Source organism: Herminiimonas sp. (genome assembly GCF_030655415.1).
Genome location: NZ_JAURVN010000018.1, coordinates 273,896 through 290,315 on the forward strand (window position 1 = coordinate 273,896; position 16,420 = coordinate 290,315).

11 protein-coding genes are annotated in these 16,420 nt (G+C 51.5%); 4 read left to right on the forward strand and 7 right to left on the reverse strand.

Annotated features, from left to right (window positions below):
• Positions 1-38: 38 nt before the first annotated feature.
• Positions 39-1,586, reverse strand: coding sequence for a glycogen synthase GlgA (gene glgA / locus Q7T66_RS17395; protein WP_304934362.1), 1,548 nt, complete (start codon positions 1,584-1,586; stop codon positions 39-41).
• 355 nt (positions 1,587-1,941) lie between these two features.
• Between glgA and Q7T66_RS17400 the strand changes: the two genes are divergently transcribed.
• Positions 1,942-4,347 carry a catalase gene (locus Q7T66_RS17400; RefSeq protein WP_304934363.1) on the forward strand — a complete coding sequence of 802 codons (2,406 nt, stop codon included), beginning with the start codon at positions 1,942-1,944 and terminating at the stop codon, positions 4,345-4,347.
• 102 nt (positions 4,348-4,449) lie between these two features.
• On the opposite strand, the gene pdeM is transcribed toward Q7T66_RS17400, so the two are convergent.
• The 4 genes from pdeM to Q7T66_RS17420 all read right to left on the reverse strand — a co-directional run bounded on the left by pdeM (position 4,450) and on the right by Q7T66_RS17420 (position 10,325).
• Positions 4,450-5,130 (reverse strand): ligase-associated DNA damage response endonuclease PdeM, encoded by a 681-nt coding sequence (gene pdeM, locus Q7T66_RS17405; protein ID WP_370691664.1) that lies wholly within the window; start codon positions 5,128-5,130, stop codon positions 4,450-4,452.
• Entirely contained in the window at positions 5,118-7,589 is a 2,472-nt protein-coding gene (locus tag Q7T66_RS17410) for a ligase-associated DNA damage response DEXH box helicase (protein WP_304934379.1), read from the reverse strand. The genes pdeM and Q7T66_RS17410 overlap by 13 nt, the downstream gene beginning before the upstream one ends.
• Before the next feature lie 74 nt (positions 7,590-7,663).
• A complete protein-coding gene (locus Q7T66_RS17415) occupies positions 7,664-9,283 on the reverse strand; it encodes an ATP-dependent DNA ligase (protein WP_304934364.1) in 1,620 nt (539 codons plus the stop codon).
• A complete protein-coding gene (locus tag Q7T66_RS17420; RefSeq protein WP_304934365.1) occupies positions 9,276-10,325 on the reverse strand; it encodes a ligase-associated DNA damage response exonuclease in 1,050 nt (349 codons plus the stop codon). The genes Q7T66_RS17415 and Q7T66_RS17420 overlap by 8 nt, the downstream gene beginning before the upstream one ends.
• A 328-nt stretch (positions 10,326-10,653) precedes the next feature.
• On the opposite strand from Q7T66_RS17420, the gene Q7T66_RS17425 reads away from it, so the two are divergent.
• On the forward strand, positions 10,654-12,339 hold the full coding sequence (locus tag Q7T66_RS17425) for a methyl-accepting chemotaxis protein (protein ID WP_304934366.1): 1,686 nt from the start codon (positions 10,654-10,656) through the stop codon (positions 12,337-12,339).
• A 29-nt stretch (positions 12,340-12,368) separates the two neighbouring features.
• Here the strand turns inward: Q7T66_RS17425 and Q7T66_RS17430 are convergent, their stop codons facing one another.
• Positions 12,369-12,725, reverse strand: a complete 357-nt coding sequence (locus tag Q7T66_RS17430; RefSeq protein ID WP_304934367.1) for a hypothetical protein — start codon at positions 12,723-12,725, stop codon at positions 12,369-12,371.
• A gap of 110 nt (positions 12,726-12,835) precedes the next feature.
• The gene (locus Q7T66_RS17435; protein WP_304934368.1) at positions 12,836-13,468 is read right to left on the reverse strand and encodes a histidine phosphatase family protein; all 633 of its coding nucleotides are present in this window, start codon (positions 13,466-13,468) and stop codon (positions 12,836-12,838) included.
• A 404-nt stretch (positions 13,469-13,872) separates the two neighbouring features.
• On the opposite strand from Q7T66_RS17435, the gene Q7T66_RS17440 reads away from it, so the two are divergent.
• Together Q7T66_RS17440 and Q7T66_RS17445 are read left to right on the forward strand one after the other, a co-directional pair.
• Positions 13,873-15,468, forward strand: coding sequence for a DEAD/DEAH box helicase (locus Q7T66_RS17440; RefSeq protein ID WP_304934369.1), 1,596 nt, complete (start codon positions 13,873-13,875; stop codon positions 15,466-15,468).
• Positions 15,469-15,580: 112 nt separating this feature from the next.
• Positions 15,581-16,132, forward strand: a complete 552-nt coding sequence (locus tag Q7T66_RS17445) for a hypothetical protein (protein WP_304934370.1) — start codon at positions 15,581-15,583, stop codon at positions 16,130-16,132.
• The last annotated feature ends 288 nt before the right edge of the window (positions 16,133-16,420 follow it).

Consider the following 16,420-nt stretch of genomic DNA (forward strand, 5'->3'; position numbering starts at 1 on the left):
AGGTATTACATTGCAGGCTAGTGGTGCAGCCTCTGTCTTCATGCAGTCATTTTGTAATGGGGTGAAGGCTCGTTAGCGACTGATGTGACATTCGGTGCCAACAGGCGTAGAAAAGATTCTTTAGCCGCTGGCGGCGCGATGTCCGCATACATTTCGATATATGCGCGCGCTGGTCCATCCCATGAAAAGTCGCCGTGGATTGCATTGCGTTGCACTACTTGCCAAGCACTTGGACGCGCATACAGGTTCAAGGCTCTATCCACTGCACGGCCCAGGTCTGCTGCTTCTTCTCCATCGAACAGAATGCCGGTTGCACCGCTTGCAGGCGTCAGTTCATCACCCGCATCGGTGATGGTGTCGCACATGCCACCCACACGAGAAGCGATAGGCAAGGTGCCATACAGCATCGAGTAAATTGGTGTCAGGCCGAACGGTTCAAAGCGGGTTGGATGTAACAGCAGATCAGCGCCAGCGTGCAAGGCATGCGCACGGCGTTCGTCGTAACCGATGAACACGCCGATACGGTCAGGATACTGGGCCGCCATATCCAGGAAAGCCTGTTCATATTGTGGCTCACCGCAACCCAGCAAGGCAATTTGCAGACGCGGATGCTTGAGCATGATGTCGGGTAATGCAGCGAGAACGACGTCGGCCATTTTTTGATGGGTAATGCGGCTGCCGATTCCCATCAACGGGACGAATTGCTCTACAGGCAAGTTGAATATTTTTTGCAAATCGCGCTTGCAAGCCGCTTTGCCGCTCAGATTGTCTTTGCTGAAATTGCGCTTGATCAAAGGATCAGTCGCAGGATTCCATGTGTTCACATCGACGCCGTTAGGAATCGCATGCAAGTCGTGCTTGCGTTTGTTCAATGCGTCTTGAAAACCATAGCCGAAGCGCTCGGTCAGAATTTCCTTGGCATAGGTTTCACTTACCGTTGTCACTCTATTGGCATACGACACGCCGGCTTTGAGAAAGCTAAGTTTGCCCCAAAATTCCATGCCATCGCTATTCAATAACTCAGCAGGAATGCCTAACATCGGCGCAAGCTCGGCAGCGTAATTGCCTTGAAATGCAAGATTGTGAATGGTCAGTACAGAACCAATATGTGTGATGTCTTTGGTGTGTAGTAGTGCAGGAATCAAGCCTGCATGCCAATCGTTGGCGTGCACCACATGCGGCACCGGGATAGAAGTCTTACCTTCGCATATTTGTACGGCAGTATGTGCCAATGAGGCAAAAGCCAATGCATTGTCATCAAACTCATGGCCGGTATTATCGACGTAAGGATTGGCAATGCGATTGTCGAAACGATCCGAACGCATCAGTAAAACTTTGACGCCGGTGTCCGGCATATTGCCTTGATAGAGTTCACCTCCACCTCCAGGCAGATCCGGCAATTCATCCAACTTCTTCAGCCCCAGCGCGCCGCTCATTGCTGCGGGATAACCGGGCATCAATATGCTGACGTCAACGCCATGCGTAGAAAGCGTCGCTGCGAGCGCTCCGATCACGTCTGCCAAGCCACCTGTTTTTACGAGTGGAACAGCTTCCGATGTAACGAGAAGAACACGAGGCTGAGTCATTTGATACTCCCTGATTTTGAAGAAGGCTGTGTATGCCTGCACATCTATTTGATTAAAAACACAGTACCTAACAATCAAGAAAAACATAATCAGACACTGCCTCTACTGTTTGTAAGAATGCGTAACAAAAGATGATTTGTAAGCAATAAAGTTGTTGCGGCAATGTGTTTCGGAGGAAATTTTTAAAGTGAAATTTCTTGAAAGAACTTTTGAAAAACTCACATTTACTTACATCACTTCAGCGCCTTATCTGATAGTCGAGTCAAGATGCATTCAATATTCTTTGAAAATCAATTTGATAACTTGCGCGCTCCTATTTGCGTGCGTTCCGAAAAATTTTTCTTGAAAGAACACCATGCCATCGCAAAAGAATTCTTCTGAAGGTGCAGGCTCTGTACTCGCAACCGTATCTGGACCGTCAACCGGCAAGCTGCCGGGTTCACTGGTAAGCGGCAAGGCTATCCCTTCGGATTTGCTGCAGAAAGTTGTGGGTACTGCAGCGATCACTAGCGCCATGCCGAATAACCCTAACAAGGCTGCCGAGTACGGCGATGCTGCGGATACGCCGCCACAAGGTGCGACGGTGGAGCCACCTTCGCCAGCAGTAACTGGGAGTACCGTCAGTGAAACAAATGCTTCAGCCAAAGTAGGTTCGGGCAATCCGCCGCAAGGTGTGAATGCAACGATTGAATCGCTGGACCGTGTACGTGTAGATTCAGGCGGGCAACACTTGACCACCAATCAAGGTGTGGCTATTGCAGACAATCAAAATTCATTAAAGATCGGCTTGCGCGGCGCGACTGCGATGGAAGATTTCATCCTGCGCGAAAAGATCACGCACTTCGATCACGAGCGCATCCCTGAGCGTGTGGTTCATGCACGTGGTTCAGCTGCACACGGATATTTTGAATGCTACAAAGCGTTGACGCCTATGACCAAGGCCGCACCTTTTGCGGAAGATGGCAAACAGACGCCGATTTTTGTGCGCTTTTCTACAGTAGCTGGCGAACGCGGTTCGGCCGATACCGTACGTGATGTGCGCGGCTTTGCGGTGAAGTTTTATACCGATGAAGGCAACTGGGATCTGGTCGGCAATAACATCCCTGTGTTCTTCATTCAGGATGCAATGAAGTTTCCTGATCTGGTGCACGCGGTTAAGCCAGAGCCACATTTTGCGATGCCGCAAGCGTCTAGCGCACATGACACGTTTTGGGATTTCGCCTCCTTGATGCCCGAATCCACCCATATGCTGTTGTGGCAAATGTCAGATCGCGCCATCCCTCGCAGTTACCGGATGATGCAGGGTTTCGGTGTGCATACCTTCCGTCTGATTAATGCAGAAGGCGAATCGGTATTCTGCAAATTCCATTGGACCCCGGTAGCTGGCACGCATGCGCTGGCCTGGGATGAGGCTGTCAAAATTTGCGGTGCGGATTCTGATTTCCATAGACGTGATTTGTGGGAAGCGATTGAAGCGGGCGCTTATCCCGAGTGGGAATTGGGGCTGCAGGTTTTCTCGGAAGAACAGGCTGAGGAATTTGAGTTCGATGTCCTCGATTCCACCAAACTGGTTCCTGAAGAAATGGTGCCGGTCATCCCGGTCGGCAAGCTGGTATTGAACCGCAACCCGGATAATTTTTTCGCAGAAACTGAGCAGGTAGCATTTTGTACTGCGCACATTATTCCCGGCATCGACTTCAGCAACGATCCTTTATTGCAAGGACGCATCCATTCTTATCTGGATACGCAGATCAGCCGCTTGGGCGGTGCAAATTTCCATGAAATCCCGATCAATGCACCTGTCGCACAAGTGCATAACAATCAGCGTGATGGCATGCATAGACAAGCGATTGCACGCGGTCGCGTCTCTTACGAACCAAACTCGCTGGGCGGCGGATGTCCATTCCAAGCCGGTGCGATGAAAGGTTTTACCAGTTATCCAGAGCCGGTTACGGCGGACAAGGTGCGAGGCAAAGCTGAACGTTTTGCCGATCACTATTCACAGGCAAAATTGTTCTGGAAATCACAATCGCCGGTTGAGCAGACACATATCATTAAAGCCTTCCGTTTTGAGTTGACGCGCGTGCAGACGCAAGCAATTCGCGAACGTGTGGTGTCTTTGCTGGCTAATGTGGATGACGTGCTGGCTAGCGGTGTTGCAGAAGGCATGGGCTTCCCAGTGCCGCCGCCAGCGCCGAATATTTCTACCTTGCCTGAACATACGTATGAGCCATCGCCAGCCTTGTCGATGATGTCGTATCCGGGCACCGATATTAAAACGCGCCGGGTGGCGATCTTGATCGCACCCGGAGTTGATGGCGTGATGGCGAAGGCGGTATATACAAGTTTGGTCGATGCTGGCGCGGTGCCGCGCTTCGTTAGTAATAATCTAGGTGAGATCGCTGCGGCAAAAGGTGCAGCCTTGCACGCTGAGATTTCTATCGAAGCCGGACCAGCGGTTCTATATGACGCGGTGGTGGTACCAGATGGTGCTGATTCAGTTGCGGCCTTGTTGAAAAATGGACAGGCGATAGAATTCCTGAAGGAGCAATATCGTCATTGCAAGCCAATACTTGTGATGGGTGCGGCGACATCCTTGCTGGAAAAAGCCGGTGTACCTTTAATGCTGCCATCCGGTGAAGTTGACACGTCTATCATTGGCCCTGATCACGCGGATATAAAAGCGGCGACCGCTGCGTTTATCGATGCGCTTACGAAGCATAAGGAACTGGCACGGGAAACCGATCCTCCAGTCGTGTGATGAAGTAAGTGTTTAGCTTAATGCAGTAAAGAAAAAGGCCTCGACTCAAATATGAGTGGAGGCCTTTTTTATGGAGGGATCAATTTGGGTGCTCACATCTGGTCACAAGCCTGAATTAAAAATTGTCGTGCTCCCTGGTACTTCAAAGACCGAATCATCCGTTGCAACAAATACGCGTTCGCCTTGCTGCGGCGTGATGGCGAAACCGCCAGTGAATGCACCGAAGGACGGTAAGACACTGCTAGCAGTGCCGAAGACAAAGCAGGGCAGTCGCACCGAATCGCCTGCTGTCGTTAATCGATATACCGGATGCAGATGGCCAGCGACGACATAGCCGCGCGCATGCGCGTGCGGATGATGGCAGAAAGAAAAGGAATCCAGTTCATAGGGTTCGTCCACAACAGTGATGTCGAGATCAGCTGGTGGATCGCCTGCGTGCGCATCGTGATTGCCGCGCACCAGCGTTAGTTGCATGGTTATATTTCGAGCCCGCCATCTACGCAATGCATTTAGCGTTGCGCTCGCATGCGAAGCGCGTGCATGTAAAAAATCACCGAGAAAAATAATGCGCTGTACATCATAGGCCACGATCAAATCATCCAGCGCCGCCAAATTTTGTGTCGTCGTGCCGCGCGGTACAGGCACGCCTTGCGCTCGGAATGCTGCGGCTTTTCCAAAGTGGATATCTGCCACGATCAATGCGGCGTGCGCAGGCCAATATACCGCCCGCTGCGGTAACAGCTGCAAGCAATCGTCTGCAATTTTCAGTTCTATTTTATCGATGCTGCCTTCTCCAGTTCCTTGACCATACGCGCAACGCGATCAGATAATTTTTCGGTACTCAATTTTTCGCGGAAGCGTTCCACCATCAATGGAAAGGCAAACGGCGTGACGCGTTTGGTTTGATGCAAATTCAATGTGCGTTGTTGCAACTCCAGCAAAGTTTCGCGCAATCGCGTGAGCTCCAGTTCTTGCTCCAGCACTTCGCGCTGCGCTTGCGTGAGTAATAAATTGTCGGCATCGTGTTTGCGAAATACTTCAAAAAACAAGCTTGATGACGCTTGCAGTTGCCGATTGCTTTTTGGCTGACCGGGATAGCCTTGAAAAATCAATCCTGCGATACGGGCAATTTCTCGAAATCTTCTTTGCGCTAATTCTGCCGCGTTCAAACTAGCCAATACATCTTCCAATAAATGCTCAGTGGAAAATAAGCCCCTAACCTCTGGCGCTGACAGCAATCCAGCCCAATTCACCTCCACTGACGACAGCAATTCAAATCCGTAGTCATTAATCGAGATAGAAAAAGTTGCAGGCTGAACCTTGCCGAAGCGATACGCTAGCAGCGATGCCAAACCGATATGCACAGAGCGGCCAGCAAATGGATACATGAATAGATGTTGACCCTCGCGGCTGGTGGTCAGTTCCACTAACAGGCAAGCTGCAGTAGGTAAGCCCGACCAGCGTTGTTGCAAGTCAAGCAAGGGTGCAATCGCCTGCATCTCGGGTCCGTCATAGTGATGTTGCGCAGCTTCGTGCAGGCGATCCAGCACGGCATGCGCGAGTTCTGACGACAAAGGCATCTTGCCGCCTTGCCAGCGGGGTACTGCGCCGCGATTGCCTGTCGCACGTTTCACATAGGCGGTCATTTCATGCACCCGAATAAATTCCAGAATGCGGCCGCCGAACAGAAAGTGATCGCCTTGCTTCATGCGCGAGATAAACGATTCTTCGACCGAACCTATGAGCCCGCCTGAAATGAATTTCACTTGTACCGAGGCATCCGACACGATGGTACCTATGCTCATGCGATGACGTCGCGCGATCGCGCTATCGGGCACGCGATAGATGCCGTTTTCATCAGGCAGTACGCGGCGATATTCTGGATACACAGTAAGGCTTTGGCCGCCGCGTGCGACGAAATCCAGCGCCCATTGCCATTCGTCTGCTGTCAGTTCTCGATAGGCATAGGCGCTGCGTACTTCAGCTAACAGTTCGTCGGATTTAAAGCCGCCGCCCATTGCGATCGTCACCAGATGTTGGACCAATACGTCTAGCGGTTTGTTAGGGACTGCGCGCGCTTCGACCTGGCGTTTTGCAATCGCATGTTTGGCGGCTGCGGCTTCCAGCAATTCCAGACTGTTGGTCGGTACCAGCGTCACGCGCGATACGCGACCAGGCGCATGACCGCTGCGGCCAGCACGTTGCAATAGACGCGCAACACCTTTGGCACTGCCTATTTGGAGTACGCGCTCGACCGGTAAAAAGTCGACGCCTAGATCGAGACTGGAAGTACAAATCACGGCTTTCAACTGGCCATTTTTCAAACCTTGTTCTACCCATTCTCGTACCGCTTTATCGAGTGAACCGTGATGCAGCGCAATCAGTCCGGCCCAATCGGGACGCGCGGCAAGCATGTTCTGATACCAGATTTCTGCTTGCGAGCGGGTGTTGGTGAATACCAATGTGGTGGCGTGTTTTTCAATCTCGGCGATTACTGGTTGCAGCATCTGTATGCCGAGATGACCGCCCCACGGAAAGCGCGATGGCTTATCCGGTATCAGCGTATCGACCAGGATATTTTTCTTGATCGCGCCTTCGACTAATGTGCCCTGATCGATTCCAAGTAGCGCATCCTGTGCCTGCCGCAGATTGCCCAGCGTCGCTGACAAGCCCCACACCACCAGTTGTGGATTCCATTTGCGTAAGCGGGCAAGCGCAAGTTGCGTTTGCGTACCGCGCTTGCTGCCCATCAATTCATGCCACTCATCGACGATCACCATATCGAGTGATTTGAATTGATCTATCGCATCGCTTTTACTGAGCAATAAAGTCAGACTTTCCGGCGTGGTGACTAGCATTTGAGGCAGCGACTTTGCTTGTCGCGCGCGTTCACCGGACGTGGTATCGCCAGTGCGTATGCCCACACTCCAGGATGGCATCAACTCTGCGAGCGGTTCTTCCAGCGCACGTGTGGTGTCGGCGGCAAGGGCACGCATAGGCGTGAGCCACAGTACGCGCAGGCCGGATTTTTTTCGTTTGGATTTTTTATCTTGCTGCATGGCGCGCTGTAACGCAGCCAGCCACACCGCATATGTTTTGCCTGAGCCTGTCGTTGCATGCAGCAAACCGGATTCACCTTTTAGAGCGGCGCGCCATACTTCCTTCTGGAATGGAAAAATCTTCCATTCGCGCTTTGCGAACCAGGTATCTATCGCCTGGCGCGGTGTTTGTGCGGGCGAAATTGGTCGCTCGCTCGTGCCTGTCTCTTTGTCAAGCGCAGCATTTACATCTGCCGACGAACTAATTTTTTGCGGCTTCACGCGAGCATGTCTTTCAATGCTGCGAGCGTATCGGCCTGGTCTATCGATTTGTCATCGCGTATCCGCAAAATACGCGGGAAGCGCACTGCGATTCCCGCTTTGTGTCGCGAAGATGCTGCGATGCCTTCAAAGCCTATCTCGAAAACCATGGTTGGTTTGACGCTGCGTACAGGGCCGAATTTTTCAACCGTGGTTTTGCGAATCGCCGCGTCGACCTTGGCTATTTCGGCATCCGTCAAACCAGAATACGCTTTGGCAAATGGCACTAATACGCGCTTGCCTTCGGCATCGACATCCCACACTGCAAATGTGTAATCGGTATACAGCGACGCGCGGCGGCCATGGCCAGCCTGCGCGTAAATCAGCACCGCATCGATAGCGTAGGGATCGATCTTCCACTTCCACCACACGCCAACGTCTTTGGTGCGGCCGACGCCGTAATGCGCATCGGCACGCTTCAGCATCATGCCTTCGACCACGCGTGAGCGTGAGCTTTTGCGGATGCTTGCCATGGCTTGCCAATCGCTGGCTTCGACCAGCGGGGATAACTTCAAGGCAGGATGATTTATTTGGCTGACGATGTTTTCCAACATCGCGCGGCGCGAAGATTGCGGAGTCGCGCGTATATCAACGCCTTCATATTCAAGCAGGTCATACGCGACCAATACCGCAGGCAACTCGGCCAGCATTTTTGCGCTGATGGTTTTGCGGCCTATACGTTTTTGCAAATCGGCGAATGAGGCGGGCAAGTCGGTTTTCCAGATCAGGATTTCACCATCGATGACTGTGCCTTCTGGTAATGGAATGGCAGAGATTTCGGGAAAACGATCAGTGATTAAATCTTCACCGCGTGACCACAACCAGCTTTGCTCGGTACGCCTGACCAGTTGCGCGCGTATGCCGTCGTATTTCCATTCGACCAACCAGTCGTCAGTAGAGCCCAGGGTTTGCGGCTCGACATTGAGTTGGTGCGCGAGAAAAAACGGATAGGGTTGGCCGCCGCGTAGCAGATGTTCGTCTTCTGAAATTGGTGCAATCAATTGCGTATAACGCTCCGCGGTCGGATGCACTTGTTTGTCAGTCCAACCCATCAAGCGCTGCGAGATTAACTTGCTGTCGATTTCTGAAACTTCAGCCAATGCGCGTGTCACTAATAATTTCGACACGCCGACGCGAAACCCACCGCCTATCAATTTCATCAATAAAAAACGTTCGCGAGAATTTGTTTGATCCCACCATTCATATAAAGCGGTACGTACTACTTCTGGCTGCGCACCGCGCAAGGGTGCAATACGCGTGGTCATCCAGTCGGCGAGGCCGACATCGCTGGTCTTTGTTGGTGGAGGCAGAACTAGCGAAATGGTTTCTGCTAGGTCGCCAACCGCGTTGTAAGACTCATCAAATAGCCAGTCGTCGATAGCTGCATATTCGATTGCGTACTGACGTAATAATTTTGTTGGAACGGTCTGGCGTGGTTTGCCGCCGGCCAGAAAGTAAACTGCCCACGCCGCATGTTGCGGCGAGGTGCGGCTGAAATAATTTTTCAGCGCATCGAGTTTGCGATTGGTTGCGGTAGTCTCATCGAGCTCCGCATACAGGCGTGCGAAGTCACGCATTATTCGCCTGCAGATTTTCCTTGGATGCATCCGCATCCACAGCTGTTGGGGATTCGTCGTCTTCGTCGCCGTATTCAGTTTCAAACGCGCCAGCATCCCAACCGTTCTGATTCAACCAACGCACCATGACCGGAATTTGTCCGTGCGTGACGATCACGCGTTGTGCCTCGGTCGCCTTGATTGCCTGCATCAATCCCGGCCAGTCCGCATGATCAGACAACACAAAGCCTCTATCAACCGCGCGTCGTCGCCGCGCACCGCGTAACTGCATCCAGCCGCTGGCAAACGCATCGCTGTAGTCGCCAAAGCGCCGCATCCACGTTGAGCCGCCCGCCGATGGTGGTGCGATAACGAGCGCGCGTTGATAGCTGGCTTTATCTTTGATATCGGACACTGCCAATGTCTCTGGGATGCGCACGCCAGCATCGCGATACACGCGATTCAAGGGTTCTACTGCGCCGTGACAGACAATAGGACCGATGCTCGGATCGATGCCGTGCAAGATGCGTTGCGCCTTGCCGAATGAGTAGCAAAACAACACGCTGCAGCGACCATTATCGGCATTGCGACGCCACCATTGATTGATGTCGGCAAAAATTTCGGATTGCGGTTGCCAGCGATAGATAGGCAAGCCAAAGGTTGATTCTGTGATAAACGTGTCGCAACGCACTGGCTCGAATTCGGCGCAAGTGCCGTCGGCTTCGACCTTGTAATCGCCAGACGCGACCCACACTTCGCCGCGATATTCCATGCGTACTTGTGCCGAGCCAAGGACATGGCCGGCGGGATGCAAAGAAATCGTTACGCCGTTGTGGGTGATGGTTTCACCATAGGCAAGAGGATCGATATTGATATCGCCGAGCCGAGATTTTAAAATGCCGACGCCGGGTGCTGCGGCAAGATAATGTCCGTGACCAACGCGTGCGTGATCCGAATGCGCGTGCGTAATGATTGCGCGCGCTACCGGCCGCCACGGGTCGATATAAAAAGCGCCAGGGACGCAATACAAGCCTTCTTTTCTTGCTACGACCATATCGGCCATTGTGGTCCCCACAAATTTTTTTAGCGCTCAAAAAACGCAATGCCAATTTTTTAAAAGTATAGATCGCATGCGGCATATGGTCTGTGCGCGCATTCACATAAGGGCCAGCGAAGTTCAATGTGTTAAAGGAAAGCTCTTGGCTTTACGCCTTAATCACCATACAAATTTGCAAGATAACAAGATCAAATAAACACGCGATTTCCTCCACGATCAGTAGCAAATTTGATCTAGCGCAAAACATCAGTTTCCATGTGGAAATATAGTGTGACTGAAGCCTGCGTTCACAAGCGCGAGCTCCACTCCTACTACTTCTCGCTGGAAGCCTGATATGCGCACTAATTTACCCGTATCCAATTCTGAATTCTTGCTGAGAGATGGCGTTTCGCTCGTTTCGAAAACCGATATCAAGGGTCGCATCACCTATGTAAATCCCGCCTTTATCGAGGCCAGCGGATTTGACGAAGAAGAATTGATAGGCCAGCCGCATAACCTGATTCGCCATCCCGACATGCCGGAGCAGGCATTCGGCGATATGTGGCAAACGCTCAAGTCAGGTTTGCCATGGACCGGGCTGGTGAAAAATCGTCGCAAGAATGGCGAGTTCTATTGGGTCAATGCGAACGTCACGCCGGTGCGTGAAAATAATCAAATCGTTGCCTACATGTCGGTGCGTAACAAGCCGAGTCGCGCGCAGGTTGATGGCGTGGCAAATGTCTATGCACGTTTTAAAGCAGGGCAGGCGAAAGGTCTGGCCGTAAGACGTGGTGCAGTGGTAGCGACAGGCTTGTTCGGCAAATTGGCAGCGCTCAAAAATATAAGTTTGAACGCACGCATAGGCTTGAGCATGAGTGCAGTCATCGCAGTTATTTTAGGTCTGGGATCGGCTGCCACAAACGCAGCGGAAACCACTATGACTTACTGGTATCTCAGCGCAACGCTGATCGGTACAGGCATCGCTGCGTTAGCGTGGTTGGGCTTGTACCTTTCCATCGTGCGACCATTGAATAGTTTGATCGCCAAGACGCGTATCATTGCCGGTAGCGATTTTACGGCTGACTTCAAGATCGACAGACATGACGATATGGGTCAACTACAGCAAGCACTGCAACAGATGAACGTGAACCTGCGTTCGGTCATGAGCGACATACGCAGCAACGTTGATTCTATTTCTATCGCCACCCATGAAATTGCCGCCGGTAATATGGATTTGTCGCGCCGTACTGAAGCGCAAGCCGCTAGCCTGGAACAAACCGCATCCAGCATGCAGCAGTTCGCTTCCACCGTTAAGCAAAACGCAGACAACGCGCTTCAGGCAAACAAGCTGGTGCAATCCGCATCCGACATCGCTGGCAAAGGCGGTGCGGTTGTTGAAAAAGTCGGCGCCACGATGGATGAAATCAGCACTTCAGCCAAACGCATAGTCGACATTATCAGCCTGATTAATGGCATCGCGTTTCAAACGAATATCCTTGCCTTGAATGCTGCAGTCGAAGCCGCGCGCGCCGGCGAACAAGGCAAAGGATTTGCAGTAGTCGCTGCAGAAGTACGCAGTCTGGCGCAACGCTCGGCAAGTGCCGCGAAAGAAATTAAAACCTTGATCGATGACTCTGTGGATAAAGTTGGCGTCGGCAATCGTTTGGTCAGCGATGCGATGGCGACGATGAACGGTATCGTCGATTCAGTGAAAAGTGTGACCGACATCATGAACGACATCACCATCGCCAGTCGTGAGCAAAGCACAGGCATCGAACAGGTCAATCTGGCGATCACGCACATGGATGCAGTGACTCAGCAAAACGCAGCTTTGGTGGAAGAGGCAGCGATGGCAGCGGCAAGTCTGGAAGAACAGACCCTGCATTTGACGCAGTCGATAGGGGTGTTTAATACAGGACGGGGTGATGCGGGAAGTAGTGCTCAAACATCAGATGCAAGCACACCTTTGAATTTGCAAATGCGCGCTCACAAACCGATGTTGATTTCTAATGCCAGGCAGAAGATGTCTTCGGCTGCATAAGAAAAGAGCAGGCCTACTAAATAGTTTTCTTATTTTCGCGGATCCCACTGGCGCGGTGTTTCATCCAGTGAAATCATTTTGAGTCGCGCGGAACGCACCGATTCTGCATCCACTTTTCCTTTGCGCGGTGCTATATAAATGTTGGACCAGTTACTGCTGCGGGCTTGTACAGCTTTCGACGGCTGCTGATAGGTCACGCTTTTGGCTAGCGGTTTTTCAACAAGAATAAATTCGGAATTCTGCACATTGCCGCCACATACCGTGTCGGTATAAGTTACATCACCTGTTTCGGCTTCGCAGCGAACAACTTCTGCGCATGCAAAGCTGGCGACGCCGAATAGCGTCAGTACTGTGATTGTTTTTAAGGTCGAGAGGTGCTTGGCCATGATCGGTGCTGGTAGCGATGATGGCCAAGCTTATATTTTTGACAGGAAAACTCGGTGCGGTAGCGAACTCTATTCAGGCAATCGAATTTGCACAGGATTGTTCATCAAGGTCATTGCGCTATAGATCCAGAGTAACGCCTTGTGCTGAGAACCTTGCCTTGCCGATCGACTTTTACAAGAATCATGTCTCCCGAGCTCACATCTTCGCCAGAGTATTCCAAGATATTTACTTGATGGGTTACCAGAATCAATGCTTTTCCTTGTTTATGCGGCAAGGTATTTGCAATGAATTTTTCGAGTTGTCGGGTTTGTGATGTGGAACTGGCAGAGTCGTTAAAAAAGGACCCTAATGAAGGTTCAGCAGTGACTGCACCGAAGTTCAAACCTGTACCGGTATCCATGCAGCGACACCAAGGGCTGGCAACGACTTGCGCTGATTGAACACCTTGAGCGCGTAACCAATCGCCAATTTGCTGGGCTTGCTGCTTGCCGCGTTCGCCCAAATTTCTTTGGGTTTGACAGTTACCCAGGGTATAACCCGGCGGATCGCCTATCCCGGGCGCGTTTGCATGGCGCATCAGTAGCACGTGATCAGGGCGCTGCAATGCCTGCGATAGTGTCAGTGAAGCAGCGGAGGCCGGCGCGGCGATAAGGATAGATACGATCAGAAAATATTGGAAAACGAGCAATTTTTCCCAAAATGCGTAGCGTTCGCCAGCAAAAAAAGAGAGACAAGTTGGCATGAAAATCCTTTTCGCAGAGAGTGGCATATCTGGTTTGTCCGGCGTGCTTAGCGCCTGATAATGAATTGTCTACCAAGTACTATTTTGGCGGTATAGATTTTCTACTTATAGTGTTGGCAGGCAAGCATTTTTCACTCTTAAATACGCTCAAGCCATTGATAAATCACGACAATTCCCCTTCCAGCGTATAATGCAGCCTGTCACTGTCGAGGTGGCAATGGCGGGCTAGATGGTCACGATTTTCAATAGCGTCCTGCGTCTGTGCATGCTCCTCGTTTCATCACCAAAGAAAACATTCAAATTTATCGAAAGAGCCAGGTCTTTTTCGGATCCGTTGGGCGGTTCGTTCTTACTATCGCCATCGATCATGTCGCCTCCGCTTGAGGCAAGGCCTGCTACAAATCATGTCCGATATTCAGACTAGTACTCAGCCAAATGATCAACCAAACGATCAGCCAAATCTTCAATCCGATATTCAGCCGGATGTCTTGCCTGTCCATGTGACGGTTGCCGCCGATGTGGCACCTGCAATCCGCTTTGAAGACTTGGGCCTCGCGCCGGAAATCCTGCGCGCCTTGAATGATCAGGGTTATGTGCACCCGACGCCGATTCAGGCGGAAGCAATTCCTATCGTCCTCAAGGGCATAGACTTGATGGGCGCGGCACAAACCGGTACCGGCAAAACCGCCGGCTTCTCGCTGCCGATTATCCAGTTGCTGCTGGCGCATGCCAGTACTAGCACCTCACCTGCACGCCATCCTGTGCGTGCACTGATCCTGACACCGACGCGTGAACTGGCTGATCAGGTCGCTGCCAACGTCAAAGCCTATTGTCGTCACACGCCTTTGCGTTCGACCGTAGTGTTTGGCGGCATGGACATGAAGCCGCAAACCGTGATCCTGAAGGGCGGCGTTGAAATCGTCATCGCCACGCCAGGCCGCCTGCTGGACCATGTGGAACAGAAAAACATCAACCTCGGCCAGGTACAGATGCTGGTCATGGATGAAGCGGATCGCATGCTGGACATGGGTTTCTTGCCTGACCTGCAACGCATCATCAACCTGCTGCCGAAGAAGCGTCAGAACCTGATGTTCTCCGCTACGTTCTCGCCTGAGATCAAGAAACTCGCAGCAACCTTCCTGAAAGATCCGGTCACGATCGAAGTGGCGCGCAGCAATGCAACCGCTGAAAACGTGACGCAAATCATTTATAAAGTGGACGAAGAAGCCAAGCGAGATGCCGTGTCGTACATCATTCGTCAGCGCGGCTTGAAGCAGGTCATCGTTTTCTCGAATACCAAAATCGGTGCATCGCGTCTGGCGCGTCAACTGGAAAACGAAGGCGTCAAAGCCTCTGCCATCCACGGCGACAAAACACAGTCCGAGCGCATGCAAGCCTTGGAGCAATTCAAGAACGGCACGATTGAAGTACTGGTCGCCACCGACGTTGCAGCCCGCGGTCTGGATATCGCCGAACTGCCTTGCGTGATCAACTTCGACTTGCCGTATAACGCCGAAGATTACGTGCATCGTATCGGCCGTACCGGTCGCGCCGGTGCATCGGGCGATGCAATCTCCTTGTTCTCGGACAAGGATGCGCGTTTGCTGGTCGATATCGAAAAAATGATCAAGCACACGTTTGTACCTGCTGAACTGGTTGGCTTCAAACCATCAACCGCGCGTACAAATGAGCGTGGTAGCGAACGCAGCAATGATCGTGGTGGTGATCGTAAGCCGCAAGAACGTGGCCCGCGTCGTGAAGAATCTTCAGCACGTCCACCACGTGAACCGCGTGAAGTAGAACGCAGTGGCGGGGCAGCATCGAACGGTAGCCGCAGTGCCTACGCCGCAGCACCGCGCAAAGAAAAGATCGATCCTTTCTTCACAAAGCCGTATGAGCCTTCGGTGTCAAATGCGACTCAAAACAAGCCAGCAGAACAAACAGCCAAGCCGCCCAAGCATAAAATGGCAGCCTTGTTGGGTGGTGCACCCAAGCGCTAAGGTTTGAGCTTTGTCGAAAAAAGGACGCTTAGGCGTCCTTTTTTATTTTCGATTTCGCCATGATGTCGCTGTTGCAATTTCTAAAGATGTAGGTAAATGGTAACTTTGAGCTATGCCCAAATTACCTACATCATTAAACTGGCTTATAAATAGACGCGGTCGAATCGACGGCTCTATTCAGAAAATAGAACGCTATCTAGATAAGCATCGACGCGCGTTTGAAAAATTTCAGGAACTGTCAAACGAACTTTCCTTTCTAAAGGAAACACTCGTATCAATCGATACCACCATGCGTTTGCATAAGCTGCAAATCGATCCTCAGAACATACCAACTATCAATGGAAAGAACTATCTGACGGATCTGCCGCGTGGAGAGATAACTCTTCTGATCTATGAGCGAGTCAAGATGGGTGGAGGGGAACCCGTTTGCTCCAAAGAGATAGTCGAACACATACTGGCTTATAGGAAGGCTACTGGTGCATCTCCTATACCAAGTATTTCCCTCTCGCTCATGGTGTCAAGGCGAATGAACGGATTATGTCGGAAGGGACGATTAGTTCGTCATCATCCCCAAAAAACTGGTACTCACGGCTTATGGACACTTTGCCTTGATTCTAGCCAAGATATTCAGCCGGAAGTCGGCGACCCTGGTCATATCCCCTAAACGCAAATGAGATATCGGCTTCCAAGATTCGACTTAACATACTCATGAATTTTGTCTTCATCGTCTTCTTCCTATTGTCGTCTCGCCATCCTAATTCCGCAGCATAGAACGCAAGATATTGTGGACGCATGCCGTGATACGTCCCGTATGTTGATTTGCATCGAAAACTGACCCACTTAGCCGCATAATTTGCATCCAAAACTGACCCACGTTTAGAACACAATCCTACTTACCAAAGTGAGTGGGAGATTGGAGTGATCGACGTGGCATTACTTGGAATTATTCGAC